The sequence below is a fragment of the Prochlorococcus sp. MIT 1318 genome (assembly GCF_047304505.1).
Taxonomy (GTDB): Bacteria; Cyanobacteriota; Cyanobacteriia; order PCC-6307; family Cyanobiaceae; genus Prochlorococcus; species Prochlorococcus marinus_D.
In genome coordinates this window covers 2,539,957-2,566,249 of sequence record NZ_CP138958.1, presented here as the reverse complement: position 1 = coordinate 2,566,249, position 26,293 = coordinate 2,539,957, and the positions used below count along the sequence as shown (strand labels likewise).

Here is a 26,293-nt window from a genome sequence, read left to right as displayed (position 1 = left end):
ATTTGGATTCTCCAGCGCGAACTGCTAAAGTTTGATAAAATAGAGATAAAAGCTATTGAGCTTCCCTTGGGAGAAAAAGGATGGCCGAATTCACTGCTAGTACAGCCTTTAAGCATGAAATAAAGGGCGATCGTTTGCTTGACAGGGACTTCATAGATATCGATGGGGATGGGGTTGATGACATAAAGATAGACCTAGGCTGGGCACCAGGACATCCACATAATAACGGAGACAGATACCCAAAACACGCCCCCCGACTTTCTGTCTCCGGGGGGGCGTGGTTTAGTACTAATGCACCTCAATATACACAATATACATATAAGTCATACGACGCTGATGTAAACTTATCCTCAGAGGATTGGAGCAACTACGACGAAAGTTTATTTGATGATTACGATTCATATGCTGCTTCGACAACTGATTGGCATACGGTGTATGCTACTCTTCCAAATAATGACGAATTTGGTAATAGTGTAAGCCAAGAAAATTATATTCTCTATTTTGCTAATCACGATAAATCCGTTGTCACAAGGTTTGTTGGTGACCATGGTTTTGGTGACAGCCATGATGCCGTACAGGTCGGTTACAACGCCCAAGGAGGAAAGGATACCCCCGAGCAAGCAACATACAACACTTGGACTATGTTAAGCGCTACAGAGTCTGGAGGAGAGAGCACTACTACACCCGCTTCACAGGGAAGTACAGAGTCTGGAGGAGAGAGCACTACTACACCCGCTTCACAGGGAAGCGACAAATTAGAAGTTAGCTATGAACTTAGGAAAGCAAAGCGAAAAGATGGGAGCAGCTCAACGGAAACTGACGGCATAGCGCTTGAGACAGATGTAGATACAACAATTAGAGAAGATCCTTTAAAAAGTACGGCCATCAAGGGTATTGGCGCTACAGATAATGATGCCTATATATTAGACATTTTAGCGAAAAATGTAGCCCAAGGTTATACACTTGAATCCACTGATATCACTTTAAAATTCAACACAGATCTTTTCGGCTCAATTGATAAAGATCAAATCCAATTATCCTCTCTATTTCCTGTCGCCAATGCGATACATATTGATAACACTAAAGGCGAAATACGTATCGCTGGTGCTGGTTTAAATCATCTCACCGATGCAGGCGCTGGCATAGCATCAGGTGAAAACAAGGTATTCGCTTCAATTGCTCTAAATTTTGACGAGACTGCGTTAGCCAAATACACAACAGGAAGTGCCACTGCTGGCAAATTGCTCACCTATGACGGGGCTGAATCCGGTGTGGATGCATTTGATGGAACATTAGAATTTGATCTTTCTGTTAATCGAGATTCTACTGTATTTTCCAAGAGCATTACAGAGACCAGCGGCCTTGAAAATGCAGAAATCAGTACCTTGCGAGACTTAAACGGTAGCGTCAAAGCAATCAAGGACTCGATAGCCCTCTATGAAGGCCAAGTTGACTTGAGTCAAACTGGTGACTTGACTTTCGCCTCCAATCGAACCATTGGCGTTGCATCAGGAGGAATTAAGACCAACCTGATACGAGCTGGTTCAACTGTTTACAGCGATGTCACTTGGAAAAATACTGGCAATGTAGCAGCTACAGATATCACAATCAAAAATCTTGCCACTGAGGATAGTGCTGTTGGCAAGGTGATTTCGTCGAAATCTGGATTCTTAAAAACAGCTACCACCACATCAACAGACTACAGTAAAAATGGAATCCTTGATCAAACAGCACTCGATCAGATTGATGCCACTAATAATAAACTTAAAGGTGGCAGCTTTGTTACTACATCGGCAGAAGAAGTTAATGGGCTGAAAATAGGAGACTACGATCCAAATAAACAAGAAGAAAAGACAGTCAGGATTGCTGTAGAAATTGGCGACGATCAAGCTGGGAAAGTGTTTAATGCCGGTAAAAATTTATACAGGATGGAAGTCACTAGGAAAGACCAACATGGTAAGGATCAAACGGATGAATACGATGTTGGTACTAACGTTGGATCAAAAAACCTGATTACATTTCAGGGTGATCTCAACTTTGACGGCACTGTAGGAATGAAAGACCTTGCATTCCTCAATGCAGGAGCAGCGCGTCAGACCCTTAAAGATGTAACCTCTGGGATGAAAGATAATTTGGGCAATGATATAGGCACTCAGACCAAGCAAGCAGAAGCTAACACTTATGCCAGTGATGTCGATGCTGATTTCAATGGAGTCATCGATATCGCTGATCTCAAGATATTAGATAAAGATTGGGGCAGAACCCTTCATCTAAGTGATAAAGATTTTCATGGAATGTCGAATGGAACAACTGTAGGGGACAACCAAATGTCATGGACAGAGCTAAATGCACAAAATGGTATTAATGAGTCCTGGGATAATACATCATTTGAGAAGCAGAATACCCTCGAAGCCTTAGCCTCGTCTGGTGGATATGATGCTCCTCTAGAACATGTGCAAAATACGAATACTTCCAATTCAAATATAGATTCTGATAATGCACCTCGGGACGAAGTGGTTACAGGAGGAACAAATAACCCTAATCCGTCAGTATCAGGTGGGGGAGGTAATTACACAGAGGACATTACAGGCACCGGCCTGAATGATGACATCATCGGTGGGTCAAGTACTTAATCAACTAATCGATTATAGTATCGCAGATCATAGTAAATATTAACGCTTAGAACTAATGAGCTAAATATCAAAATACTGTTTTCCGTGACTTTAAACTTTGGAGAAGGGCCATTTTTTCTACTGTGACCACTCTTTCGTCATTCTTTTGTTATTGTGTGTGAGTAACTTCATTTCTTTCGCCTATTCTCTTATGAATAAGCTCAGATTTGGGCAGTATCTAGCTCTGCTGATATAATTTTTGTCTATTAGTTTTTTGATTTTATAGGCGAGGACCTTTCGCCTTTATTTGTGACTCTATAATTGATTCTAAATGTGATTTTCTGCTCTTTTTAGTCTGTAGTATCCGATTTTCTCGGTTCAAGTTTCTCTACGCTCTTTACTAATAGGCCAACTTTAACCCCTCTTTTTTTGGTCAGGCGAAGTCAGAAGTTTTTAGCCTCCTTTAGTAAGTTTGCTAATAATGTATTCATTTGTTAGAGCCTTTTCTCGTTGTCTCCCAAGGTCTTTTGTGGAAATCATTTTACCCTAGTGAAGGTGTGTCTTTGTCTTAAAGAGGTCTTGGTTTTTTTTGATTCATTCTCGCAGGTTTGATTTTAGTTGATAACCATCTCGTGACTTTTGCCTATGAATAAGTCATCGTTAACTTTGAGATAACTCCCGTTTGCATTGCCTTGTACAGGATTGAATGTTCATTTCTTGACTGTTGAGACTTTTGTCTTAGTTCAGAACAGGGCTGACAATGGAATGCTTAATAATCACATTGTCTGTCTAATGATTCTGATGGTTGAATCGCAGGCGACTTTAGAACAGATTAAATATTCTTCGTAATTTCTCTATTTTTATGTACTTTCTTATATCGCTGCCGGTAAAGAAGATGTGATCAAAGGGTTGCTTGATCAGTGCTGCAGCAATGGCCCCATCCCCCTCGATCACCTGTATGACCTCGCTGGAGAAATGTTGAGGGATCAAATGGGCGATCAGTTGAGAGGTGGCAGGTGCATGCTCGGAAGGTTTGAGCACTGCTGTATTGCTGCTGCCAGAGCACTAATCAGTGGTTGGAGGGTTAGAGAGAAGGGGTAATTCCAGGGGCCGATGATCAGAACGCAACCCAGGGGGTCGAGGATCACCTCGGCTTGACCTGGCTGATGGGCTAAAGGCACTTGTACGTGCCTGGCTTGCATCCAGCGGCTTAGCTGCCGTTGAGCCAGTTTGAGCTCCCCACGCAGAGCGATCAGCTCAAACAATGCCTCGGTTGGTGGTTTGCCTAGATCCGTTGCCAGGGCATCAAGCACTTCTTCTTGGTGCTTTTCGATTAGGGCCTCAATTTGCTTGAGTTGCTGTCTGCGCCAGGCTTCTGGTCTTGTGAGGCCCGAAATGACTGGGTTGCGCAGTTCACTTAGTAGAAAGTTTTCAGGAAGCAAGGTCTGACAGGATTGTTACTCGTGTCTAGGTGTCTAGCAGTGGTGCCGGCGCTGTTGGCGGATGGGCACAAGCGTTGGCGATCGGTTGACCTGCGGGGTTGATGACGGCCGCCCTGGAGCTGCTGGTGCCCTGAGTGTGAGCCAGGCTAAGGAGCTGATCATCCATGGCTGTTCTCTTGTTCAAGTGCTAGCGGTGGGAACTTGGTATGCAATGGGGCATGCACCAGATCGATGGGCTGACCAACACTCCCCGCTGGGTTGCCCAGGCGGTGGTGTATCAGATCTTCCCTGATCGTTTTCGTTGCAGTGGCCGTGTCTTAGCTCATCAGCATTTGGCTTTGCGCTGCTGGGGCAGTGATCCTTCTGAGCAGGGTTTTCAGGGGGGAGATCTCTACGGGGTGATCGAGGCCCTTGATCATCTCCAGACGCTTGGTATTAGCTGCCTTTACTTGACACCCGTCTTTAGCTCTGCCGCTAACCATCGCTATCACGCTTATGACTACTTGCAGGTGGATCCGCTTCTCGGTGGCAATGCAGCGTTAGAGGCTTTGATTGAGGCGGTGCATCGCCGCGGGATGCGCATCATTTTGGATGGCGTGTTTAATCACTGTGGTCGGGGTTTCTGGGCGTTTCATCATCTTTTGGAAAATGGTGAGGCTTCGCCCTATCGCGATTGGTTTGTGGTGCGGCAATGGCCGCTTCATCCCTATCCACGGCGTGGGCAGGATTGTGGTTACAGCTGCTGGTGGAACGATCCAGCCTTGCCAAAGTTCAATCATGCCCATGCTCCTGTGCGTGAGTATCTGATTGCGGTGGCGCGTCATTGGCTCGAGCAAGGAATCGATGGTTGGCGGCTGGATGTGGCTGATGAGGTGCCTGCTGATTTTTGGCTGGAGTTTCGGCACATGGTTAAGGCAGTGAATCCAGACGCTTGGATCTTGGCTGAGATCTGGGGTGATGCGAGATCGTGGCTACAGGGGCAGCACTTTGATGGGGTGATGAATTATCGGATCGGTTGGAGCAGCCTTTGCTGGGTTGCTGGTAAGCGTTTACGCCGTCGGTATCGCAATCCTGCCTATCCCCTTGACCCTCTGAGTGGGGAGGCTTTTGTGGAGCTATTGGCAACAACGCTGGGTTGGTATCGACCTGAGGTGAACCGCAGCCAGTTGAACCTGCTTGATAGCCACGATGTGCCGAGAGCTCTGCACACACTTCAGGGTGATCTTGCGGCGTTGAAGTTGGCCTTGCTGTTGATGTTTTTGCAACCGGGGGCGCCTTGCATCTACTACGGCACAGAGGCGGGTTTGCAGGGTGGCCCTGAACCAGGTTGCCGCGAAGGGTTCCCTTGGCATACGCCTTGGCCTGCAGATCTGCGCGATTTCATTCAGTCGTTGAGTGATCTGCGCCAACGTTGCCCAGCGTTGGCTGATGGCGGTTTGCAATGGCAACCCATTGGAGCTGATGCACTTCATGCTTGCTGGATGCAGCCCGAGCCAGCCACAACGCAAAAGGAGACGTCGATTCATGTGTGGGTCAATCGCAGTCGCAGGTCATGGTTGCCGATGAAAGGCTCATCGACAGACCCTCTTTGGCTGGAAGGAGCATTTGAATGCAATGGCCGGGGATTAGGCCCTCAATCAGCAGTGTTGTTGAGCTGATCAAGATCACCTCTACGTTTAGCCCTCTTCAAATTGGTAGTTTTTGGAGAGGCGGAAGACAGTGCCTGAGAGTAATACCAGTGCAATCAAGTTAGGAATCGCCATCAGCCCATTAAGTGTGTCAGCTACGTCCCACACCACGCCGCGATTGCCCGCAACAGCACCGATCACAACCACAGCGACCCACACCAGGCGGAAGGGAAGAATGGCTTGCACACCAAAGAGATATTCAGTGCAGCGTTCGCTGTAAAAGCCCCAGCCAAGCACTGTTGTTAGCGCAAACACCACGAGGCCAGCTGTCACGACCCAACCTGAGCCTGCAAGGCCACTGTTGAAGGCAGCGATTGATAGATCAGATCCTGACTCACCACTCTGATAGGCACCGGTGGTGATGATCACCAGAGCCGTCATTGTGCAGATGACCAAAGTATCGATGAAGGTTCCAAGCATGGCGATAGTGCCCTGACGAACTGGGTCATTGGTGTTGGCGGCAGCGTGAGCGATAGGCGCACTACCGAGACCAGCCTCATTGGAGAAGATGCCGCGCTTGAAGCCCATCAGGATCACTTGGGTCAACGTGCCGCTGGCAGCGGCTTCTCCTGTGAAGGCATTGGAGAAGATCGTTGAGAACGCTGCTGGCACTGCGCTGATGTTGCTGAGAATGATCACCAGGCAAGCAATCACATAAAACAACGACATCAAAGGAACGATGGCGGATGCAGCCTGGGCGATGCGTTTAATGCCGCCAATGATGACTCCAAAGACAAGCACTCCAAGCACGACACCCGTTAAAAGCCGAGGGATGCCGATCGTGGCTAAGGCACTGGAGACCTCAAACGATTGCACTCCATTGCCAATGCCAAAGCCCGCCAGCATTCCAAACAGGGCAAAGAATCCGCCCAGCCAGGCCCAGTTTGGACCTAGGCCATTGCGGATGTAGTACATCGGACCTCCGACATGATTGCCGAGGGGGTCCACTTCGCGGAAGTGAACTGCAAGTAGGGCTTCGGCGTATTTGGTGGCAATGCCAAAAATGGCAATTAGCCACATCCAGAACACCGCCCCAGGGCCGCCCATGGCGATCGCAACAGCGACACCGGCGATGTTGCCCGTGCCGATCGTGGCCGCCATCGAGGTCATCAGTGCCTGGAATGGACTGATTTCGCCCTCGCTAGAGGAGGTTGGATTGCGAAGCAGCATGCGCAGGCCATAGGGGATGCGCAGTAAGGGCATAAAGCCCAGCCCAACCATCAGCAAGATGCCGGTGCCTGCAATCAGGATCACTGTGGGCCAACCCCAGGCAAAGCCGTTAATCGGATTATTGATGGCTTCGACTGCGTCTTCCAGTCCGCTTGGGAACTGTCCGAGTTGTAAGGATAAATTCGTCAAGAGCGACGCTGGAAACATATCCATTTTGGCAAAGGCTCCCAAAGATGGTCTCAGAGGCTTCTGCTGAGGGCAATGTTCGTATCAGCTTGCCTTTGAGGTTGTTACATCAGCAGTAGAAAGCGTTGTTTAAAAGTTGGTCCTTTTAGTCTTGCTTTGGAGTGTGGTGGTGAGCACAGTATTGAGTTGTGGTCCATCCCAGGTTCTTTCCTTTTGTGGCTTCAGCTATAAGAGTGACTTAGATTCTTCCCCATGCCTATTGAAGGACAGAGCAGTGCTTGACGGTTGATACACACTGTTCCCACTATCGGTTGCGGCGATGTCGAGGGAGCTTGTACCGGTAATGGAGTCATAACTGTCGCTGCTGTCTGAATCTTGCTCAAGACTGCTTGCAGCAGAGTTATTTTCAATAGAGCGACTTGTCAGCAGAGCTGGAGCTATCAAGGCTTAAATCTGTAGAGGTTGCTGCGATAGACGCTGCTGCTGAAGGTGTTGTTGTCGTTGCAGGATTGTCTAGTGGCATTGCAGTAGACGTTGTTGCTGCTTCCAGCCTTTCTAGATCGGCGTAGTGGTGTGATTGAATTTTCAAAGAAATGATCAATGCCTACGTGCTTGGTTGCGATATCTAAATTAATGTCGACGTTTATTGAGGAGACGGCGATCGAGAAGGGGCTGATCGCTAGAGGCGTGCATGCGCATGGCTGCGCATGAAATGTTGTTTGTAGCTGATGGATTCAATGTTTGGCCGATGTGACATCTTGCGCCAACTTTGCGCTTGAAAGTCAGTTAAGGCTTTGCTAGGTGCATCTTCTGGCAGCTGTTGTGATCGGGGGGTTCTCTCGTCTTGTTTGCTTCTTCTATGACCGTCAGCTCAGATAAGTTTGAGCAATCGAACAATGAAACATTGGAACAATGAAAAAATTGAACAATAGAACAATGTGACAACGCTTGCATATTGATCGGGTTCCATAGGTTGGGCGCCGCCTTAAAAAAGACCTCCTCGCTTTCTTAAGCTGGCATTGACTTCCCCGGGCCAATGAAATGGAGACACTGAAAAGCGTTGTGCTTCCTGTTGTTACGGCAGCTGCTCTGCTAATAGCTGCTTTGTCTCTTGCTTTTATTGGCTTCAGTTTGGCGCCTGTCGCGCACTGGGCAAATAATCAAAACATCTGTGTTGAACAAGAAATCACGAAGTCGAAGGCTCCTATCTCGTGGGGTGTGAGGAAGTGCAATGGCCGCTCAAAGGTTTATCAAGTGCAGCCAACTTGATTTTGCGGGGGCCTGTGGAAAGGCCCCCTGAGCCACAACGGGTCTCCATCGTGCCCGTATCCCAGTTGTGCAAGATGAGATCTAGTGGCTTTCCCTAGCAATAACCCAAGGCTTTTGGGATGTCATTGGGGTGAACCAGACAGTGCTTTTACTTGACTTGGTTGATTGTCAAAAGTCTTTTGAGCGAACTAGCAAGGCTGGGCTCGCCTGTTGATTGCTGCCCTTGAGGTTGCATCGCAAGAGGTATTGGGTAGAAAGCAGATCAGCATGCAGTCCAGTCACCATGTCTTTGATCGAGCGTTGGGATGCGATGAGCGACGAAACAAAGACAATCGTCAAGAAATTCGGTGCGTTCTCTCTGCTTCTCTTTGCCGCTCTCTCGGTTCTTAGAGCTCTTGTGCCTTTGGCGATCATTGCCGCGGGTGGCTATTGGGCTTACAAGGAGCTGGCAAAGAGGGCTTGACACACTCCCTGCTCCTGAAGTAATACATACTTACTACTGAGGGGTTCTATGGGTGGCAGTTCAGCATGTGAGCCAGAAGGTTGGTTGATTGATCCAAACAAGCACTGGTCCCTTCGTTTTCATCGCGATCAAAAGTCTTGGAGGAATGATCTATTTGTGTTTATGGATAAAGGGCGAGCAATGCCTGACGGGTCTCCTGCTTTGCTCAAAAGCAGGAGGCACTTAGCGAAGCGTGATGCCGTTGAGATCTGGAACAAGTTGAGGGCAGATGGATGGCACCGTGTGGAGCCGCAATGGGGGGTTGGCTTAGACCCTTGACTCATCAAGAAAAGACCTGAACACTTCGCCCTAAAAACCAGCAAAAAACCAAGCCATCCTTTTGCTTGTTTGAAAGGTCTTGAAAACAGGAGAGGGGTTTTATTTCAGGAGAGGGGTTTTATTTCTTTCAATCGCCTGCATCGGCACAAAAAAAGAGACTTTGGCCGTCTCTTGACCGCTCTTGGATTTCCTTCGTCTTCGGGTTCAATGCCCTCGCCGGGATTTGAACCCGGGACCTCTCCCTTACCAAGGGAGTGCTCTACCACTGAGCTACAAGGGCATGTGGAAGGTGGGCCGGGTTGGATTTGAACCAACGTAGGCAGAGCCAGCGGATTTACAGTCCGCCCCCATTAACCACTCGGGCACCGACCCGAACCACACCTGCAGACATTACCAGCAGATCGCACCTTTGTGGCTGAATGTCTGGGAAGGTCTTGTGGGGATCGATACGATCCTTTCACCCTCTTCATGCTTCAGGGCCATGCGACTGCTGCTGCTCAACGGCCCCAATCTCAACCTTCTGGGTCAACGAGAGCCTGGTGTTTATGGCGTAATGACGTTGAAAGCGATTGAGGCAGACCTGCTCGCTCAGGCGGAGGCAGAAGCGGTTCAGCTTGAGTGTTTCCAGAGCAACTTTGAAGGTGCTTTGGTGGATCGCATCCATCAAGCCATCGGCCAGGTGCAAGGAATTCTGATCAATGCTGGGGCCTATACCCATACCTCGATTGCTTTACGGGATGCTCTGCTCGGAGCAGCGATTCCATACGTGGAGTTGCATCTCAGCAATACCCATGCCCGTGAGGGCTTCCGGCATCACTCTTATCTCGCTGATCGCGCTGTGGGTGTGGTGAGCGGTTTTGGTGCATTGAGCTATCGCCTTGCTTTGGAAGGGCTGTTGGCTCATTTGCGTCAGCCGCAGCAGGCCCTATGAGTGCTCTTGCTGCTGCTAAGACGTCAAACGCCACGATCAAATGGCTGGCTGCTCCCACCAGTGATGCTTGGTTGGAGCAGGCGATTGCTCATCCGCTCGAGCTGCTGATTGATCACGCTCATTGCGAGCGCAAGGCGGCGGGTGCCGTCGTGCAATTGATGTTTCGCTACTTGTGTGAGCCTGGGCTTGGAGAAGTTCTCAGCCCCTTAGCAAGAGAAGAGCTGGAGCATTTTGAGCGTGTGCTCACGTTGCTTAAGGCCAGAGGGCGTTACCTGGAGCCTCTGGCAGCACCCCCTTATGGAGCAGTGTTGGCCAAACAGATCCGTAGGGATGAACCGCAGCGCATGCTCGATAGTTTTTTGGTGGCAGGGCTGATTGAAGCCCGTAGCCATGAACGCATGTCGTTGCTTGCCACCCACCTAGCTGATCTGGAGTTGCGTCAGCTCTATGCAGATCTCCTGGCGAGTGAGGCGCGTCATTTCGGCCTCTATTGGAGGCTCTGTGAGCAGCGCTTTCAGCGTGAGCTGATCATTGTTCGTTTGCAGGAGTTGGCAGCTGTGGAGGCAGGGATCCTCGCCAACTTGCATCCTGAGCCACGCATGCATAGCTGAAGCCGACTTCAGCCTCATGGCAGCTTGGCGAATCTCTCGGCGATCACATCCCCTGTGAAGTTTGCAATCCAGCCTTCTGGGTTATCGAAGAATCGCACAGCACAAAACTGTGGCTTGCTGCCCATATCGAACCAATGGCGAGTTCCGGCAGGCACGTTGATGCAGTCGTTTTGTTCGCAGAGCACTTGCAGCACTTCCGCGCCGATGTGTAAGCAGAACAAACCACGGCCTTCTACAAAGAAGCGAACTTCGTCTTCGGCATGGGTGTGTTCGGCTAAGAATTTTTGGCGCAGCGCTTCACGATCAGGGTGGTCTGGCGTGATTCGGATTGCATCCACCGTGGGGTAACGGCCATCAGCCTGCACTCGGGCGATCTCGACGGCATAGGCCGCAAGGATGTCGGACTCGCTTGAGTTCTGATTGAGCTTGACTTTGGCTGGCCAACGCTGGAATTCAATGCCCCGTTTGGCCAGCTCGGCTTTGATCACTGCAGGATCATCGCTCTCCAATAAGGGTTCCGCCGGGCTTGTTGCGTTGGTGCTGCCTTCGGGGTGGATGCTGAGGCGACTCATTCCCAGAGGTTGAAGGGGTCTTTGCAGCCATCTTGATCGTGGCGTCTTAGAACGACGGCTGAATGTTTCGTTCGGCTTTGTCGAGCCCTGCTGTTTCAACTACAGCTCTCACCTTGGTCGGGGTGGGCCCTGGTGATCCTGCCCTGTTGACCCTGGCTGCCATTGAGGCGATTGAAGCGGCCACTGTTGTGGCCTATCCCGTGGCACAGCAAGGGGGCAAAGGGATGGCGGCGAGCATTTCCTCGCGATGGATTCGTGCTGAGCAACGCCAACTGCCATTGCTGTTTCCGATGGTGGCTGCCGCTGAACCGCGCCAGCAGGCTTGGCGAGAGGCCAGTGATCAACTGGCAACTGCCGTTGCTGCAGGAGAGCGAGTGGTGGTGCTTTGTCAGGGTGATGTGTCTCTGTTTGCCACAAGCTCTTACATCTTGCTGGCTCTCAAGAAGCATCATCCTGATTGCCAGGTTCGGCTGATCCCAGGAGTCACGGCCGTTGCCGCCGCCGCTGCTGCAGGTAACTGGCCCTTGGCGATGCAGCAGGAACAACTTTTGCTTTTGCCGACCCCAGATCAATCCAGCGAGCTCGAGGTTCTACTAGAGGATGCTGTTGGTTCTGGGCGTGTGCTGGCGTTGCTCAAGTTGGCGCACCGCTGGGCCTGGGTGAGACCCTTGCTCGAAGAGCGGAATTTATTGCAATCAGCACTCTTTGCCCAGAATTTGGGCTGGCCCGATCAGCAGGTGTTGCAGGCCAGCGAGGTGCCCGCAACAGCTAAGCCCTATTTTTCGTTGTTGTTGGTGCGCCAAGGCTGGCCGGAGGTGATGCCCTGATGTCTAGTGCTCTCTCTTTGACCGCCCTGCAGTGGTTTGGCTTGTTGCACCCCGTGCTGATCATTTTGTTTGTCTATCCAGTGGTGGGTGCCACGATTCGGCTTGGCACTTTGGCTCGCGAGCGGCGCTTGCAGATCAATCCGCTGCCTGCCTCGGTGCCTGTTGAACATGCCGAGCATGGCCGCTGGGTTGCTGGAGGGGTGTTGGTGGCAGTGTTGATCGCCTTTTTTCATAGCTATTTGTCCGCTTGGTTCGAGGCGGCGCCCGGGGGCTTGGCTGGGGTTGGTCGACTCGTGGCCTTGGCCCTTGCCGAGTTGGGTACTGTGGTGATCTACATCCGTCTCCTCAAGGTGAGGCGCCCTGCTGCGCGTGCGTTGTTGGGCCTCGCTTGCTGGTTGGCATTGCTACTGCTGGGAGCACAACCGGAGATCAATCGTCTCACAGACAACCCTTTCGATGCAGACTTTTGGCGTTCCCACTACTGGAGCGGTGTGTTGCTGAGCGGGTTGTTGCTCGCATCGGTGGCAGCCAAACCTGAGATTGCTCGTCATCTCTCGATGCGACGACTGCATGTTTACGCCAACGTGTTGGTTGCTGTATTGCTTGCAGTGCAGGCGATCACAGGCACACGTAATCTCTTAGCAGCTTGAGCAGGCCATTGATCGCAACTGGATGATGAGCCGTTGAGTTGATGACGGCGATTGATTAGTGATATTGGCTGGGTGATTGGATGTGGCTTGGTAGCGGATTGATCGCAACTTGAGGCTGGATTAGGCGTTGGTCGCTTCAGGCCATGCCGTTATGAGTTCTGCGCTGGCTTGCTCTAACAGTGAGATGGCTTCCGTTGGCGTTGGTGCACGCATCAGGGCATGGCGCAGTTTTGATGCGCCCGGGAAGCCGCTACAAGTCCATCCCATGTGTTTACGGGCAATTAAGAGGCCATGTGCCCCCTTTGCTTGAACCAGCGCTTCAAGTTGTTCACGAGCAATGGTGAGTCGCTCTGCCGCTCCAGGCGTTGCAGGCACTGGGCGGCCGGATAGTGCTGCATCGATTTGGCCCACAAGCCATGGCGCTCCCAGCGAGCCTCTGCCCACCATCACGCCATCGGCTCCAGTGATCGCCAGGCAGCGCTTGGCATCCATGTCGCTCTTGACATCGCCATTGGCAATCACGGGGATTTGTAGTGCGCTTTTGACGGCAGCGATGGCGTGCCAATCAGCTGAGCCTTTGAAGCCTTGCTCTCGAGTTCGAGCATGCAATGTCAACATCTTGGCGCCGGCCTGCTCGAGTGATTGGCACCATTCAATTGGTTTTGCATCGCTGCCACACCAGCCCAGCCTTGTCTTCACGGTGACTGGGATTTTGACCGCTGCAGCAACAGTGCTCACGATTTTTGCCGCCAGTTGTGGGTCACGGATCAGACCAGAGCCACCGCCCTTGCGTGCAATCTTGCGCACAGGACAGCCCATGTTGATGTCGATCAGGAAGGCACCAGCAGCCTCTGCTCGCTGTGCAGCATCGGCCATTGCTTCTGGGCGGTGATCGAACAATTGCACGCCAATGGGCCCGGCTTCATTGGAGAGTTCGTCGATTTTCTGTAGGCCGTGGCCCAGCTCCAGGCTGGTGGCATTGACCATTTCTGTGAATAACAATGCATCTGGCGCCCAGCGCCGAACCAGGCTTCGGAAGATCTGATCACTCACGCCTGCAAGGGGCGATTGCAGCACTCTGCAGCGCAGTGCCCTTGTTGTTCCCCTGCCGGGCAGGCTGAGTTCAGGCAAAGCTTGGTAGATCACTTCCGTCCGATCAACAGCTTAAAGAGCTAGACCTGTTCTTCAGCGCAAGGGTTGACTGGCCGAAGAAGACAACATCTTGTTGGTGCTTTTATTGCTGATGGTGAGTTGAATGAGGAAGAAAGGGATTGAGATCAACATCATCATTCATGGATTGCCTTCAAGGAGATCGAGGATCTGATGCCTATTGCCTTAGCAGTAGTAGAGATATGATTGAATCCTTTGCCTTGGAGATCTATTGAGAGATTTAGAGATCTGATGTGGTTTCAATAGAACCATGAGCTACATTTTAAATCCCTGTGGAGTAACAATAGGGCTTACTTCTCCTAATGTTGTGATCGAGCTATAGACAACGGGATTTGTGTCTTGTGATTTGGGATGCTCTACCGGCTGCACCTGCAGTTGAGAGACAACCCCTACAATTGGAAAGGATGAGTAGAGATCCCTTACAAGCCCTTCATTGAGAACTTCCCAATATTCATCTTGCGGATGTGAGGGTCGAACGCGCAGAAAGTTCACAGCAGCAGTACGAACTTTTGCCCAGTCTGGGTATTCTGTGGAAGCTAGATCTTGGCGATAGCGATAGCGAAGCAAAAGATTGATTTTTCTTCCCTCTTGTCTTGGTGTTTGGTGATTGATGACTTGAAATTGAAACTCTTGTACGACCGGTGCTTGAACAGGCTTTTCAGTGATCTGGTTGGAACAGCCTCCCACAAGGCCTAGTAATAGGACTGCAGCCGTTGGGCGAATAGCCCATCGAACATGGGCTAAATGGAATAATTTGCATGACGTCAACCGATTCATGGAGCAATAAATGGTTGGTTGATTGTATCCAGGATACTCTTCTAGATCCACTTGTCTTTGCAGTAGTACTTCTAATATTCTTGCTTCTATTCTAAGTAGATCAATCCTTGTCTTTAAATAGTATTTTGCATGCCAGATGTTGCATGTTGGCGATTGAATGGCATTGGTGAATTTGATTAACGAACTCAGCTCTCAATGAATAAAAGAAAAGACCTGCTTCAGGCCCAGAAAGCTTTAATTTAACTTACTCTTATGCTTGAATAATCTCATCTTCTCGAGGCTTGTTTCTTGATCAGGTTCGAAGAGATTGATTTGCTAGATCATTTTTACCAATTTGTAAAATCCTGCACCTTTTGCTAATCATGACCGCAAGCTATCCTGGTCAATGCTTTTTGAGCCTCAGAACACACCACTAGCTAAGACGAGTTGCTTTCTTGAGTTAAATAATCTTGCAGGCATGCCTATGCTATAATCATTACAAGAATATGTAGCCTTTGTGACATGTCTGAGCTGGTAATTAAGTCATTAAAGGATCTCGATGGTCTCCGTTCGGCTCCTGATCTTGATGCGACACAATCGAAGCATTTGCTTGATCAGCTTTGTGCCTCTATGGACGATGCTGATTGGTTCACAGTGGGAATCATGGCCCCTTCCTCTAGCTTGGCAATTTTTGTTTTAAGAGAGATGGAATCACATTTTAATTGGTCTGCCATGAATGTCGTTGATAAGCCTGCTGGCGAAGGGCCTGTCTTTCTTAAGGCGAATCAAAAGACCGGTGATATCCATGTACGCATCGAGCATGGTTTAGGTGAAGGTGTCCTGCTCAGTTGCCAACATAACAATGAAGAAAAAGAAGCAGATACCCTAGGCCCTTTCCCATTAGACTTTTTTAAAATTAAGGATTGAACTTGTTCTCATGTTGAATTAAATTCCTTCGGTTTCATGATCAACAGAAGGGATGCACGATTAGCAAATTAGAGGAATTAGCCATTATAATTTGTCTAAACGTTTTTTGTAATGCCTCTTCCCTTCTTTTTCGATGTCCCAGTTTCGTATTTTTACTATCTATTGGCGGGTACGCTGCTGGGCTTTGTCTTATTAATTGCTTTTATCTTCTTTAAAATCAATCAAACTCGTTCCTGAACGCTGTATTTGTGATTACTGCCCTTTTTCTTTGCTGCTGCTAAAACTTGATCTGGCATTCATCCATTCATTTCTTTTCTATAGCCACTTCTAAAATATCCACGCTCATCATTTGAAATCTCTGTGCCTGAGTAGTCACAGATGCCTTTCTCTAAATCTTCCATCGTTACCGTATATCCAGCAGCTTTGGCAAGCATTAATACATCCGTTCCTTCAGCTTTGAGCTTCTGCTCTAATGATGGGCACGCACGCAGCATGGTCATGAATGCTTTGAGATGTGCTTCAGACATACCGTCTTTTGGTAGTTAAGCTGCATCATCATATCGACGAATTTAAATTGATCAAGTGCCAATAGTGGAGCTTTTGGCTTTGCCGATGTTGGCTGTGGCGAGCGATTGATTTGGTTGATGAATCCTTATTTCTCGCGTAGGTCTTCCCGATTTTGCCGATGGCTTGACTCTTAACCTCGATTACTCTTGACAGTAAACCTAAAATAAAATTTATGCTTAGTTCTCTTAACGCTTCTACCCTGCTTGTCGTTGGTGGGATGGCAACCTTGATGCTGCTTTATTGTGGTTTCATCCTGCTTAAGATACGGCAGCGCACTCCTTAGCAAGCATCTCTAGCCTTGATTTGAGCTAATATGGATTGCGACCGTAAGGTTGCGACTTTCAATTCGGTGATGACACCTTTATAAAGGTGATCGTGGATCTAATGCCTACAAGCTGAGTCGTGGTAATGATCTGATTATCGGTTTTTCAGTCGCTGAAAATGATCGCATCTCTGTAGCAGAGCGAGTTGAGCTTTCTTTGACGCAAATCGGAGATGATTTAGTGATCACAGCAGATGGCATTCACACCACATTGCTGGATGTTGACAAGGGTGAGCTTCTCGCTGCTGATGTGATTGACTACATCTGATAGAAGAAACCTTGGCCTGGTTCCACATACACTTATTGTGACCGGTGAAATTGGCTTTGCTTCTCATTTAAGTCTTGAATTGCTCTTAAATTTCTTTGCAGCAACCCTCTCTAACTTGGCCTCTTAGTCGCGCCTTATTAATCCAGATTCTCGAAGATCGTCTGAGCGATCGGTTTGTTGCCGAATTGATCTGGGAGCGGCTTGGCTATCAACCCAGTGCTGATTCAGCGTCTGTTTGGTCTGCCGGGCCCCAAACACCTCAGCTCTGGCGTGATGCCTTCCCCACTGCCCCGCCTGTGATTGCGCAGCGGCCGGCAGCTGTACAGCTCACCCGCTCGATCGCAAAAGAACACAAACAGCTGTTAAAGCAGCAGCTTGATTTCGCTGGCTATCGCATTGATGAGCTCTACCCTCGTCGCACCCGTCGTGCCACGGCTGTGAATTGGTTGCTGGCCTGGTTGGCGCAACGGGGAGACGCTCTTCCCGCCGAAGGCCCCTTGCCGCAACCTCTTGACCCTCCGCTTGACCCCGTTAAAGGGCATCCTGGCGATCCGATTGTTGAGTGAACCCTGATTGCAGAGCTGCATCACCCCGTCTCGGTTTGATGCCTCTGTAGGGTCGAGAATGATTGCAAGGATTCAGCCAAGTGGCGCGTCCGATTGTCGCCATTATCGGTCGCCCCAACGTCGGTAAGTCCACGCTGGTGAATCGACTTTGTCGCAGTCGCGAGGCGATTGTTGATGACAAGCCTGGCGTCACCCGCGATCGCACCTATCAGGATGGTTTTTGGGGAGATCGTGAGTTCAAGGTGGTCGACACCGGTGGCTTGGTCTTCGATGACGACAGTGAGTTTTTGCCCGAGATTCGCGAACAGGCCAACTTGGCTCTGGCGGAAGCCTCTGTAGCACTGGTGATTGTTGATGGCCAGCAGGGTGTTACGGCTGCAGATGAGTCGATCGCTGAATGGTTGCGCACGCAACCATGCCCCACGCTGGTGGCAGTAAATAAGTGCGAATCGCCAGATCAGGGTTTGGCGATGGCGGCCGAGTTTTGGCGTCTTGGCCTGGGAGAGCCTTTCCCGATTTCTGCAATCCATGGGGCTGGCACAGGTGATCTGCTCGATCGTGTGCTTTCTCTTCTGCCGCCAAAGCATGAGGAGCCAGAAGAGGATGAACCGATTCAGATGGCCATCATTGGCAGGCCCAATGTGGGTAAATCAAGCCTGCTCAATGCCATTTGTGGTGAGCCACGCGCGATTGTTAGCCCGATTCGTGGCACCACCCGCGACACCATCGATACACGTCTTGAACGTGAAGGCCATCCTTGGAGACTGATCGATACAGCTGGCATACGCCGACGGCGCAGTGTGAATTACGGCCCTGAGTTTTTTGGTATCAACCGGAGTTTTAAGGCGATTGAACGCAGCGATGTGTGTGTGTTGGTGATTGATGCCCTTGATGGGGTCACAGAACAGGATCAGCGCTTGGCCGGCAGGATTGAAGATGATGGCCGCGCATGCGTGCTGGTGGTGAACAAATGGGATGCGGTTGAGAAAGATAGTCACACCATGCCGATGGTTGAAAAAGAGCTGCGCGCCAAGCTTTACTTTCTCGATTGGGCCACGATGTTGTTCACTTCTGCACTCACTGGGCAGCGGGTCGAAAGTATCTTTGCTTTGGCCTCCTTGGCAGTTGAGCAGCACCGTCGTCGGGTGAGCACCTCGGTGGTGAATGAGGTGTTGAAGGAAGCCTTGAGTTGGCGTAGTCCACCCACGTCCCGTGGGGGTCGCCAGGGACGCCTTTATTACGGCACTCAAGTGGCGAGCAGGCCGCCTAGTTTCACCTTGTTTGTCAATGACCCGAAGTTGTTTGGCGATACGTACCGCCGCTATGTGGAACGGCAGTTACGAGAAGGGCTTGGTTTTGATGGCACTCCCTTGAAGCTGTTTTGGCGCGGTAAACAGCAACGGGCTGCCGAACGCGAGCTAGCTCGTCAGCAGAACCGTTTGGGATAGGTCATGGACTGGTTGCGTCAGCTTCCGATCGGGCAGTACGTGGCTGGCAACTCCGGTTGGTTGCGTCGTCTTGATCCCCGTTTGAAGCTGGCCTGGGTGTTGATGTTCCTGCTCACGCCAGTACTGGCTGGCTCGTTGTGGCGGATTGGTTTGGTTGTTGCGCTTCTCTTGATCACCTTGGCCAGTGGTCTGCCGGTGCGGATCTGGTGGCGATCGTTGCTGCTGTTGCTGTTTCTGGGCGCTCTTGTGGGCTTGTTCGCCATGATGTTGCCGACGGGGGAAACCGCTGCCACCCTTGCTGTGCGCTCGCCGCAAGAACTGCCGGGGGCGAGTGTGACCAGTCTGTCTTGGGAGTTGCTGCGGCTTGGTCCCCTGCGCCTTGGTCCTTTGGCATTGGGGCCCTTTGTGGTGAGTCGTCGTTCTGCTGAGTTGGGATTAAACACCTCCACTCTCATCTTCACTGTGGTGCATAGCGTCAACTTGATGTTGCTCACCACCCAGCCGGAAGATTTGGTTTGGGCTCTGAGCTGGTGCCTGGCACCGCTGGCCTTGATTGGTGTACCTGTCGATCGGCTTAGCTTTCAGTTACTGCTTGCCTTGCGCTTTCTACCCCTGGTGCAGGAGGAGTTACAGAACCTCTTACGGTCTCTCGCTAGCCGAGCCGTGAACTTGCGGCAGTTGGGTTTCAAGGCCTCCTTTGCTTTGATTCTCTCAGTGGGCGAACGCCTTTTAGCCAACATCCTCTTGCGAGCTGAACAAGGAGCAGAAGCTTTGCTCGCTCGTGGAGGTCTTTTGTTGCCGCCCGATCAGTTCCGCCCTCAGGTGGTATTGACTGGAGCGTCCCTTTGGCTCAACATCGCTTCGGCAATGTTGCTGCTATTTGTGCTTGGCTTGCGTGGGAAGTACGGTGCTTTGTAGATGATGAACTGTTGCAGGTGAGCGCCGAGCGCTATCTCAATCACCCCACGTTCGGAATGCTCTATCTCGTGGCCCCCGCCGGCGATGGTCGAGACGTTTACGCCACGCTCTATGCCCAGAGGATGTTTTTTCTCGTCACCCTGCAACCTCGAGGGGCACAGTTTGAGGTGATTCCCTATCAAGACGCGCGCCATTACGCCGAACTTCATCTGACCCATTGTCGGCGTGATCGCTCCCCTGAGTACGAGAGTTGGCAGCAGTTGTTTGCTCAGACCTTTATCTGAGGTTGATGTGACGTTGTCTGCTCGTTGGCACGATCTGGTTGATCGGCTTGCTGATGGAGTTCATCTTTTGGCTGTGAGTAAGGGGCATCCCGCAACTTTGATCCGCCAACTTGCCGAGCTTGGTCAGCAGGATTTTGGCGAGAGTCGCTTGCAGGAGGCTTTGCCCAAGTTGGAGGCCTTGGCTGATCTCAAAGGTCTGCGTTGGCATTTCATTGGACGTCTACAGGCGAACAAGGTGCGGGGAGTGGTGAGATCCTTTGCCGTGATCCATTCCGTGGATTCTCTGGCTTTGGCAGAACGCATTTCCAGAATTGCTGCTGAAGAGCAGTGCTGCCCGCAGGTGATGTTGCAGGTCAAATTTCGCGATGATCCCTCTAAGGGTGGTTTCTCTCAAGAGCAGCTCAAGCAGGCCTGGCCCGATCTGATCCAGTTGTCTCATTTGCAGTTGATTGGTCTGATGACAATGGCTCCGATAGGGCTTTCACTCGAGCAACGTCATGAGCTTTTTGGGCAGTGTCGTGAACTTGCCGATCAGCTTGGTTTGCCTGATTGCTCGATGGGAATGAGCGGTGATTGGCTTGAAGCTATGCATGCGGGGGCTACCTGGTTACGGCTGGGGTCAAGTCTCTTTGGCGCGCGTTCAATGGCTAAGTCTTCTTCCGTAGATGACATTAATGCTGTCTAAACCCTTGCCCCGGCCTGCTTAGAGCGCTATTTAGGTGTCAGGTTAAGCAGTCTTCCTCTAAGGGGAACTTACCTTCAGTCGGTTTTAAGCCGATTTACGTTCACATCATCGCGAGAGGATCCCAACGGTGTCGCTTATTTCCCGTCTTCGTGCTGTCGTCGCTGGTGATGACTATCTCGATAGCGATTACGACGACCTCGATTACGACACCGATGACCATATGGATGCTGATCACAGAAGTGATCATGCCAGTGGCGGTGCTTTGGCGACGCCATCAGACTCCAGCCCTTTTGATTTAGGTGGGGGTTTCTCCGGTTCCAATGTGATTGGTATGCCAGGGGTTGGTTCGGCTGCTGCTGAGGTGAACCTGATGGAACCAAGGAGTTTTGATGAAATGCCTCGTGCCATTCAGGCCCTGCGAGAACGCAAGACTGTGATCCTTAATCTCACGATGATGGAACCTGATCAGGCGCAGCGTGCGGTGGATTTTGTTGCTGGTGGCACCTTTGCGATTGATGGTCACCAAGAGCGGGTAGGAGAGAGCATTTTTCTCTTTGCTCCTAGTTGTGTCACGGTTTCTAATACCAGTTATGAGGAGGCTTCTGCACAATCGATGGTGAGTCAGAATCACGATTCGGTTCCGTCATCGTCTCAACAAGCTGGTGCGGCGCCTGTTCCGGCCTGGGAGGCCACCAGCGCTGGTGGCCTCTAATCACTCCATGCCCTGCTCTTTGGGGGTAATCGGCCTGGGTCGAATGGCTCAGGCTCTTGTTTTGCCGCTGTTGAAGCAGGGTGAGCTTTCTCCGCAGCAGGTTGTTGCGGTGGTAGGCCGTGCCGCAAGTGTCGAACGTCTCGCAGACCAGCTGCCAATCGGTCTGCCTTTGAAAGCTGCAGATGATCCCACTGCGGCAGAGGCATGGATGGCGCCCATTCAATTGCTAGCGGTGAAACCGCAGCAGCTTGATCAGATAGCGGCTTCAGCAGCTCGTCTTAAGCAAACTGCTGATAGGCCGCAACTGTTGATTTCTGTGCTTGCTGGCGTGAGCTTGGCTCGTTTGCAGCAGGCTTTCCCCGCTCATGCCTGTGTGCGTGCCGTTCCAAATACCCCTGCCTTGGTAGGAGCTGGGCTCACTGGATTGTCTTGGGGAGAGGGAGTCACGCCAGAGCAACGCCTATCGGTTGAGCGATTGTTTTTGCCGGTGAGCGAGGTGCTGGAATTGCCGGAGTCGCAGCTGGATGCTTTTTTGGCATTGACGTCATCCGGCCCTGCCTATGTGGCACTGGTGGCTGAGGCGATGGCTGATGGTGCGGTAGCGGCAGGCCTGCCGCGGTCCTTGGCCCATCATCTTGCCCATCGCACCCTTGCTGGCACAGCAGCCTTGCTTAAGGAGCAGAAACTGCATCCTGCGGAGCTTAAGGACATGGTGACCTCTCCGGGTGGCACCACGATTGCTGCACTGCGCAAGCTTGAGAGGGCCGGGGTTCGTTCTGCTTTGATTGAGGCGGTTGTTGCAGCTGCTCAACGTAGCCGTGAACTGGCTTGAGTTAGGCCGCCATCTTTGTCGCTCCTAATAAGCCGCGGTAGAGCGTTTCCAGGTCATTGATGTTGCGGGTGATGGTGTATCGCTCCAGCACGCGCATACGGGCGCGGCGGCCCAGTTCGGCTGTTAGTACGGGCTGATCGCGGAGCACCGGCAGCAGGGTGCGCAATTGGCTGGTGACACCCTGTGTGCTTAAGACGATGCCCGCACCGCCATCCAACACTTCCCCATCAGCCCCGGCGTCAGTGGCCACGCAGGCTGTACCTGTTGCCATCGCCTCTAGCAGTGCCAGAGATAGACCTTCGACCAGGCTTGGTAGGAGGAAGACTTCAGCGCATTGCAGTAGGGCCACCTTGGTATTGAGATCTGACTCATAGCCCCACCAGAGCACGTCGTTTTCTTTTGTTGGGGTTGAGTTGTTTTGCAGGGTCGAACGCAGAGGGCCATCGCCAACGATGACCAGTCGGCAGCCCTTGGTCTCTATAAGCCGCCAAGCGCGCAGCAGTGCCTCCACATTTTTTTCTGCTGCGATGCGTCCCATATAGAGGAAAATTCGTTCATTTCCCACACGTCCAAGCACCTCTTGCTGCATTGGGTTGGTGCATTGTGGACTTGTTGGTGCCCAACATTCAGGATCGACGCCATTGGGGATCACGGCGAGTCGTTGTTCCTGTACTCCAAGTTTGGTCAGTACCTCAGCTTGCAGCTCGGAGAAGACGATCACCTTGTCATAGCGAGCCAGGGCAGGGGCGTAGAGCTGATACGTGAGCTGTTGTGTGCCAGCTGTGAGGTGGCGCATGCCGCTATCAAATGGTGGGTGGAAGGTTGCCACCAATGGCACACCGATTTGTTCGCAGAGTTCTGGCAGTCGGAAGTCGAGGGGGGAAAGGGTGAGGCTGGCGTGAACGAGATCGGGTTGTAGTCTTTCTAATGATTCCCTGAGTTCTCGCTGCGCTCCTGGGAAGGGAATGGTGTAAACCTGAGACTTAACCAGGTATGGCAGGCTCACTTCTGGGTCATTGGCCAACAGTGCGCTTTCGCCGTTGCTAAGGCCGCCTGGATTGTCGAAGTGAATAAAACTGGTCTGATGGCCGCGTTGTCTTAGGGCCTCAGTCGTGTTGAGACCGTAGGTGACGTTGCCGCAGAACGGTGTTTTTTTGCCTAGCCAGGCAATGTGAGCCACCTGCTGCAATCCTCCTGCCGAATGTGAAAGCTAGCAGCGCTGCCAAGGGCGCTCTAATAAAGCTGCTATTAGGGCCAGTGCAGCAAGCAACCACAGCACTGGCACGAGCCCATAGCTGCTAACCAGAGCGCCAGCCAGCACAAGAGGCAGACTCAGGGTGATATTGATGAGGTTGTTTTGTAGACCAAACACCTTGCCGCGCTGTGCTTCTGGCGTGTCTTCTTGAATGGTGGTTTGGGCTGGAATCGCCACAAGGGCTGCTCCCACGCCCAGCAAGCCGCATAGCAAAAGAGTTGGTCCCAGAGAACCAAGCACTCCCCCAAGCAGCACCAGGGTGCAGGCGATTGTGCCTAGGCCGGTTGCGCACAAGTTGCGGCGGTTGAAGCGGTGGCCGGTTTGGGCCATCACCACAGCCCCCAGGGCCATCCCAATCCCACTCATCGCCAAGATCATGCCGAAACCAGTTGGCCCCAAACCTTTGATCGAACCTGCCAAGGTGATCGACAGCACGTACATGGCGGCTAGCAGGCTATAGATCACAACAAGGTGGAGCATGGCCCCTCGCACAGCAGTCTGTTGATGAAGCACCTGCAGACCATCGCCGATTTCCTTCCAGACACTTTCTCTAGAGCTGTCGCGGTGCTGCTCCTGCATGTGGATCGTGCTGAGGCTGATCGCTGCCATGCCGTAGCAGGCCGGTAGGAGCAGAAATTCCCCTCCATTTAGTCCGAGGGAGAGGAAGGCTTGTTTGAGTAGACGCAGGATTGGATCACCAAGGGCAAAGCCCACAATCGTGGCGCCCATGCTGGTTGCTTGATACAGGGAATTGGCAGCTAGGAGATGTTCCTTTGGTACCAGTTGAGGGATGGTTGCTTGCTCGGCTGGCGCGAAGAATTGGGTGAGAACTGACTCCAGCAAGGTCATCACCAGCAGTGCCCAGTACCCCCAGCTCAGACCCATCCAATGGGGACCTGGCAAGAGACAAACTGGGGCCAAGAGCACCAGCAGAGCACGCAGCGCGTTGGAGGCCACCATCACGCGACGTTTCGGCCAGCGATCAGCCCAGACACCCGCCACGGTTCCCAGCAACATTGCTGGAATGGTGTTGGCGACATAAATGCCTGTGGCAAGCAGGGTGATCTTTTGGGCGCGGGTTTCGAAATCCATCCGAATCGCCGCCGCCACCTCTGCAAGCGCCTCATTGCTTTGAGGGGTACTGCTCACCCAGTACTGGGCAATCAGGTACACCATCAAAACGATGTAGAACTTGTCGGCCAGTTGTGAGAAGATCTGACCGATCCACAGCCGGCGAAAGCCATCCAGCTTGATCACCGCTGCCAATCCGCGGCGTCCTTCTGGATTCGAGCCGGTTGGGAGGGCCGGTTCGGGGCTGTTTAGAGTTGGACCGCTCAAGATGCTTGTGGTGCCGCGGTTATGATCGCCCATCGCCTGAGCTGATGATGGCCTCGCGCAACATCCCTAGAGCTCGCATGTGATGTGGCAGATGGGTGCGGGTCCAGCACTCCACTACCGCGAGCAACCGCAGCCACACCTCTGGCGGACCCATTAACTCGCCATCGCGTCGCATGGGCAGGGCAGGGCGAAGCAGCCGCTGCAATAGGGCTAGCTCTGAGGGATTCAGTTGAAGTGCTGCGCCGGGTAGGGCGCCGATTGCAAAACCCTCTTCTGGCATCAAACTGCAGCGCCATTCCCATTGGCCCAGGGGTGGCTCCAGCGCTGTGCCGTTGCGACAGCATTCCTGTACTGGCAGGCCATAGCCGCCTAGAGCAAGCAAATGCACGCACGCTTGCACGCTGCAGGCCAGGGTTGTGTTTGGCTGCGCTGGCTGGGCTTGGCTGAGGGCCTCGAGTCGTTCGAGATGCATCAGCAGTGTGTTGAGCAGTCCAGGGAGAGGATCGTTGCCTGCTACCAACATCAGGCTGAGCTCTGCAAGGGCCTGGGCAGCCGCCAGTGTCTCTAGTTGCTTCCCCACACTGTTAAAGCTGCGCAATACCTTGAGTTGCCGCACCCTTGCTAGGCCTCGGCGTCCTGCCACTTGCAGCTCCAGCAAGCTGAGTGGCACTGCTGCCGCAAGGCTGCTGCGTGGTCGTCGCGCCCCAGGTACGGCAAGACGGGTCACTCCTTCTTGATCGCTGAGCAGAGTGAGAAGTCGATCATGTTCCCCGAGCGGTCCCACCTTCAAAGAGAGGCCGTTGAGGCGTCGTTCTCCACTCACGTTTGGCCACGGCGTAGTGCCTGCATGAGAGCTGGGCCTTGGCTGGTGCCAAGACGGGTTGCGCCTGCTTCCACCATGTCGAGGGCTTGCTCGAGAGTGTGTAACCCCCCGGCCGCTTTGATTCCGCAACGGCCACGGGCCAGGTTTGCTAGCAGACGAATATCAGCTGCAGTTACTGCTGGGCCGAAACCATTCCCACTTTGCAGCCCGCTGACATCAGCATCGATGGCGGCGTCGACGGCCAAGCTCAGGCGATCCGCCGGCAGGCGGGCCATGTTGAGGATGACGTGGACAGGCAGCCCTAGTGCACAGATCTCGGCGAGTTCTTCGGCAAAGAGTTCTGCTCTGCCTTGGCTGAGGGCCCAGAAGTCTGGAACCACATCGAGCTCTTCAGCTCCATGATCGGCGGCCCATTCCGCTTCAGCTTGTTTGAGCGTGCTTGGTATGGCACCGAAGGGAAAAGCGATCACGGTAATCAGCCGCGTTGGACCTGGTGGACCGAGTCGTTCGCGCGCCGCCTGCAGGCGATTGAGGTTGGTGCATACACCTGCAAAGCCGAAGTGGCGTGCTGCATCACAGGTCTGCTGCAGGACGTCTTGATCAAGGTGGGGATCGAGCAGTGCCTGATTGATCAGTGGTGCTAGATCCGGTAATTCACGCTGCTGGGAGGGTCCAGGCATCAA

The 26,293-nt window shown here is 52.1% G+C and carries 27 protein-coding genes, 2 tRNA genes and 1 pseudogene; 18 read left to right on the top strand and 12 right to left on the bottom strand.

The window, feature by feature from the left end; genetic code table 11:
• Positions 1-80: 80 nt before the first annotated feature.
• Positions 81-2,633 carry a hypothetical protein gene (locus SIB66_RS12870; protein ID WP_413681328.1) on the top strand — a complete coding sequence of 851 codons (2,553 nt, stop codon included), beginning with the start codon at positions 81-83 and terminating at the stop codon, positions 2,631-2,633.
• 861 nt (positions 2,634-3,494) lie between these two features.
• Here the strand turns inward: SIB66_RS12870 and SIB66_RS12865 are convergent.
• Positions 3,495-4,054 (bottom strand): annotated as a pseudogene (locus SIB66_RS12865) (aldehyde dehydrogenase family protein); the annotation flags it as partial.
• 61 nt (positions 4,055-4,115) lie between these two features.
• Between SIB66_RS12865 and SIB66_RS12860 the strand changes: the two are divergent.
• Entirely contained in the window at positions 4,116-4,346 is a 231-nt protein-coding gene (locus SIB66_RS12860; protein WP_236070121.1) for a hypothetical protein, read from the top strand.
• Positions 4,261-5,712, top strand: a complete 1,452-nt coding sequence (locus tag SIB66_RS12855) for a glycoside hydrolase family 13 protein (RefSeq protein WP_074164557.1) — start codon at positions 4,261-4,263, stop codon at positions 5,710-5,712. The genes SIB66_RS12860 and SIB66_RS12855 overlap by 86 nt, the downstream gene beginning before the upstream one ends.
• 18 nt (positions 5,713-5,730) lie before the next feature.
• Here SIB66_RS12855 and SIB66_RS12850 read toward each other — a convergent pair whose 3' ends face one another.
• On the bottom strand, positions 5,731-7,125 hold the full coding sequence (locus SIB66_RS12850) for an alanine/glycine:cation symporter family protein (protein ID WP_413410219.1): 1,395 nt from the start codon (positions 7,123-7,125) through the stop codon (positions 5,731-5,733).
• Between the two features lie 392 nt (positions 7,126-7,517).
• Here SIB66_RS12850 and SIB66_RS12845 point away from each other — a divergent pair, with 392 nt between their 5' ends.
• The 3 genes from SIB66_RS12845 to SIB66_RS12835 all read left to right on the top strand — a co-directional run bounded on the left by SIB66_RS12845 (position 7,518) and on the right by SIB66_RS12835 (position 9,148).
• Complete coding sequence (locus SIB66_RS12845) at positions 7,518-7,667, top strand: hypothetical protein (protein WP_236070122.1); 150 nt, start codon at positions 7,518-7,520, stop codon at positions 7,665-7,667.
• Positions 7,668-8,650: 983 nt separating this feature from the next.
• Positions 8,651-8,830, top strand: coding sequence for a hypothetical protein (locus SIB66_RS12840; RefSeq protein WP_063405804.1), 180 nt, complete (start codon positions 8,651-8,653; stop codon positions 8,828-8,830).
• Between the two features lie 48 nt (positions 8,831-8,878).
• A complete protein-coding gene (locus SIB66_RS12835; protein ID WP_063405805.1) occupies positions 8,879-9,148 on the top strand; it encodes a DUF1651 domain-containing protein in 270 nt (89 codons plus the stop codon).
• Positions 9,149-9,356: 208 nt separating this feature from the next.
• Here SIB66_RS12835 and SIB66_RS12830 read toward each other — a convergent pair.
• Positions 9,357-9,428 (bottom strand) — tRNA-Thr (locus SIB66_RS12830).
• Between the two features lie 10 nt (positions 9,429-9,438).
• Positions 9,439-9,520, bottom strand: a tRNA-Tyr gene (locus SIB66_RS12825).
• Positions 9,521-9,629: 109 nt separating this feature from the next.
• Between SIB66_RS12825 and aroQ the strand changes: the two genes are divergently transcribed.
• Entirely contained in the window at positions 9,630-10,079 is a 450-nt protein-coding gene (aroQ, locus tag SIB66_RS12820) for a type II 3-dehydroquinate dehydratase (protein ID WP_041375201.1), read from the top strand.
• Positions 10,076-10,690: a tRNA-(ms[2]io[6]A)-hydroxylase gene (locus SIB66_RS12815; protein WP_063405806.1), complete on the top strand. Its 615-nt coding sequence runs from the start codon at positions 10,076-10,078 to the stop codon at positions 10,688-10,690. Before aroQ ends, SIB66_RS12815 begins: the two co-directional genes overlap by 4 nt.
• Positions 10,691-10,704: 14 nt before the next feature.
• Here the strand turns inward: SIB66_RS12815 and SIB66_RS12810 are convergent, their stop codons facing one another.
• Positions 10,705-11,262 carry a 1,2-dihydroxy-3-keto-5-methylthiopentene dioxygenase gene (locus SIB66_RS12810; protein WP_063405807.1) on the bottom strand — a complete coding sequence of 186 codons (558 nt, stop codon included), beginning with the start codon at positions 11,260-11,262 and terminating at the stop codon, positions 10,705-10,707.
• Between the two features lie 62 nt (positions 11,263-11,324).
• Between SIB66_RS12810 and cobI the strand changes: the two genes are divergently transcribed.
• A complete protein-coding gene (cobI, locus tag SIB66_RS12805; RefSeq protein WP_063405808.1) occupies positions 11,325-12,089 on the top strand; it encodes a precorrin-2 C(20)-methyltransferase in 765 nt (254 codons plus the stop codon).
• Entirely contained in the window at positions 12,089-12,739 is a 651-nt protein-coding gene (locus SIB66_RS12800) for a DUF4079 domain-containing protein (RefSeq protein WP_063405809.1), read from the top strand. Before cobI ends, SIB66_RS12800 begins: the two co-directional genes overlap by 1 nt.
• Before the next feature lie 120 nt (positions 12,740-12,859).
• On the opposite strand, the gene dusB is transcribed toward SIB66_RS12800, so the two are convergent.
• Both dusB and SIB66_RS12790 read right to left on the bottom strand, forming a co-directional pair.
• Complete coding sequence (dusB, locus tag SIB66_RS12795; protein WP_063405849.1) at positions 12,860-13,870, bottom strand: tRNA dihydrouridine synthase DusB; 1,011 nt, start codon at positions 13,868-13,870, stop codon at positions 12,860-12,862.
• 294 nt (positions 13,871-14,164) lie between these two features.
• Positions 14,165-14,677: a hypothetical protein gene (locus SIB66_RS12790; protein WP_236070123.1), complete on the bottom strand. Its 513-nt coding sequence runs from the start codon at positions 14,675-14,677 to the stop codon at positions 14,165-14,167.
• A gap of 510 nt (positions 14,678-15,187) precedes the next feature.
• Here SIB66_RS12790 and SIB66_RS12785 point away from each other — a divergent pair.
• Complete coding sequence (locus SIB66_RS12785) at positions 15,188-15,592, top strand: DUF1824 family protein (RefSeq protein ID WP_063405811.1); 405 nt, start codon at positions 15,188-15,190, stop codon at positions 15,590-15,592.
• A gap of 296 nt (positions 15,593-15,888) precedes the next feature.
• Here SIB66_RS12785 and SIB66_RS12780 read toward each other — a convergent pair whose 3' ends face one another.
• Complete coding sequence (locus SIB66_RS12780) at positions 15,889-16,119, bottom strand: Nif11-like leader peptide family natural product precursor (RefSeq protein WP_063405812.1); 231 nt, start codon at positions 16,117-16,119, stop codon at positions 15,889-15,891.
• A 725-nt stretch (positions 16,120-16,844) separates the two neighbouring features.
• Between SIB66_RS12780 and SIB66_RS12775 the strand changes: the two genes are divergently transcribed.
• The 7 genes from SIB66_RS12775 to proC all read left to right on the top strand — a co-directional run bounded on the left by SIB66_RS12775 (position 16,845) and on the right by proC (position 22,194).
• Positions 16,845-17,315, top strand: a complete 471-nt coding sequence (locus SIB66_RS12775; RefSeq protein WP_236070124.1) for a DUF1823 family protein — start codon at positions 16,845-16,847, stop codon at positions 17,313-17,315.
• Between the two features lie 80 nt (positions 17,316-17,395).
• Positions 17,396-18,763 carry a ribosome biogenesis GTPase Der gene (der, locus tag SIB66_RS12770; protein WP_011129582.1) on the top strand — a complete coding sequence of 456 codons (1,368 nt, stop codon included), beginning with the start codon at positions 17,396-17,398 and terminating at the stop codon, positions 18,761-18,763.
• A 3-nt stretch (positions 18,764-18,766) separates the two neighbouring features.
• Positions 18,767-19,681: a CbiQ family ECF transporter T component gene (locus SIB66_RS12765; RefSeq protein ID WP_063405814.1), complete on the top strand. Its 915-nt coding sequence runs from the start codon at positions 18,767-18,769 to the stop codon at positions 19,679-19,681.
• Positions 19,682-19,698: 17 nt separating this feature from the next.
• Positions 19,699-19,965: a PipX family protein gene (locus SIB66_RS12760; protein ID WP_011129584.1), complete on the top strand. Its 267-nt coding sequence runs from the start codon at positions 19,699-19,701 to the stop codon at positions 19,963-19,965.
• 7 nt (positions 19,966-19,972) lie between these two features.
• Complete coding sequence (locus SIB66_RS12755) at positions 19,973-20,650, top strand: YggS family pyridoxal phosphate-dependent enzyme (protein ID WP_063405850.1); 678 nt, start codon at positions 19,973-19,975, stop codon at positions 20,648-20,650.
• A gap of 127 nt (positions 20,651-20,777) precedes the next feature.
• Positions 20,778-21,362 (top strand): cell division protein SepF, encoded by a 585-nt coding sequence (locus SIB66_RS12750; protein WP_063405815.1) that lies wholly within the window; start codon positions 20,778-20,780, stop codon positions 21,360-21,362.
• Positions 21,352-22,194 (top strand): pyrroline-5-carboxylate reductase, encoded by an 843-nt coding sequence (gene proC / locus SIB66_RS12745; RefSeq protein WP_063405816.1) that lies wholly within the window; start codon positions 21,352-21,354, stop codon positions 22,192-22,194. The genes SIB66_RS12750 and proC overlap by 11 nt, the downstream gene beginning before the upstream one ends.
• Position 22,195: 1 nt before the next feature.
• Here proC and SIB66_RS12740 read toward each other — a convergent pair whose 3' ends face one another.
• From SIB66_RS12740 to deoC, 4 genes are read right to left on the bottom strand one after another with little or no spacing between them, the layout of a single operon-like run.
• Positions 22,196-23,374 (bottom strand): glycosyltransferase family 4 protein, encoded by a 1,179-nt coding sequence (locus SIB66_RS12740; RefSeq protein WP_063405851.1) that lies wholly within the window; start codon positions 23,372-23,374, stop codon positions 22,196-22,198.
• Between the two features lie 30 nt (positions 23,375-23,404).
• Positions 23,405-24,820 (bottom strand): MFS transporter, encoded by a 1,416-nt coding sequence (locus SIB66_RS12735; RefSeq protein ID WP_063405817.1) that lies wholly within the window; start codon positions 24,818-24,820, stop codon positions 23,405-23,407.
• Positions 24,807-25,610, bottom strand: a complete 804-nt coding sequence (gene recO, locus SIB66_RS12730) for a DNA repair protein RecO (RefSeq protein WP_063405818.1) — start codon at positions 25,608-25,610, stop codon at positions 24,807-24,809. The genes SIB66_RS12735 and recO overlap by 14 nt, the downstream gene beginning before the upstream one ends.
• Positions 25,607-26,290: a deoxyribose-phosphate aldolase gene (gene deoC / locus SIB66_RS12725; RefSeq protein WP_063405819.1), complete on the bottom strand. Its 684-nt coding sequence runs from the start codon at positions 26,288-26,290 to the stop codon at positions 25,607-25,609. Before deoC ends, recO begins: the two co-directional genes overlap by 4 nt.
• Positions 26,291-26,293 lie beyond the last annotated feature (3 nt).

Bases quoted from the DNA above. Each gene is read 5' to 3' on its own strand.
- SIB66_RS12870 (WP_413681328.1), top strand. From the start codon at position 81: ATGGCCGAATTCACTGCTAGTACAGCCTTTAAGCATGAAATAAAGGGC.
- SIB66_RS12860 (WP_236070121.1), top strand. From the start codon at position 4,116: ATGGGCACAAGCGTTGGCGATCGGTTGACCTGCGGGGTTGATGACGGC.
- SIB66_RS12855 (WP_074164557.1), top strand. From the start codon at position 4,261: ATGCAATGGGGCATGCACCAGATCGATGGGCTGACCAACACTCCCCGC.
- SIB66_RS12850 (WP_413410219.1), bottom strand. From the start codon at position 7,125: ATGGATATGTTTCCAGCGTCGCTCTTGACGAATTTATCCTTACAACTC.
- SIB66_RS12840 (WP_063405804.1), top strand. From the start codon at position 8,651: ATGTCTTTGATCGAGCGTTGGGATGCGATGAGCGACGAAACAAAGACA.
- SIB66_RS12835 (WP_063405805.1), top strand. From the start codon at position 8,879: ATGGGTGGCAGTTCAGCATGTGAGCCAGAAGGTTGGTTGATTGATCCA.
- aroQ (WP_041375201.1), top strand. From the start codon at position 9,630: ATGCGACTGCTGCTGCTCAACGGCCCCAATCTCAACCTTCTGGGTCAA.
- SIB66_RS12815 (WP_063405806.1), top strand. From the start codon at position 10,076: ATGAGTGCTCTTGCTGCTGCTAAGACGTCAAACGCCACGATCAAATGG.
- SIB66_RS12810 (WP_063405807.1), bottom strand. From the start codon at position 11,262: ATGAGTCGCCTCAGCATCCACCCCGAAGGCAGCACCAACGCAACAAGC.
- cobI (WP_063405808.1), top strand. From the start codon at position 11,325: ATGTTTCGTTCGGCTTTGTCGAGCCCTGCTGTTTCAACTACAGCTCTC.
- SIB66_RS12800 (WP_063405809.1), top strand. From the start codon at position 12,089: ATGTCTAGTGCTCTCTCTTTGACCGCCCTGCAGTGGTTTGGCTTGTTG.
- SIB66_RS12785 (WP_063405811.1), top strand. From the start codon at position 15,188: ATGTCTGAGCTGGTAATTAAGTCATTAAAGGATCTCGATGGTCTCCGT.
- SIB66_RS12780 (WP_063405812.1), bottom strand. From the start codon at position 16,119: ATGTCTGAAGCACATCTCAAAGCATTCATGACCATGCTGCGTGCGTGC.
- SIB66_RS12765 (WP_063405814.1), top strand. From the start codon at position 18,767: ATGGACTGGTTGCGTCAGCTTCCGATCGGGCAGTACGTGGCTGGCAAC.
- SIB66_RS12735 (WP_063405817.1), bottom strand. From the start codon at position 24,820: ATGGGCGATCATAACCGCGGCACCACAAGCATCTTGAGCGGTCCAACT.
- deoC (WP_063405819.1), bottom strand. From the start codon at position 26,290: ATGCCTGGACCCTCCCAGCAGCGTGAATTACCGGATCTAGCACCACTG.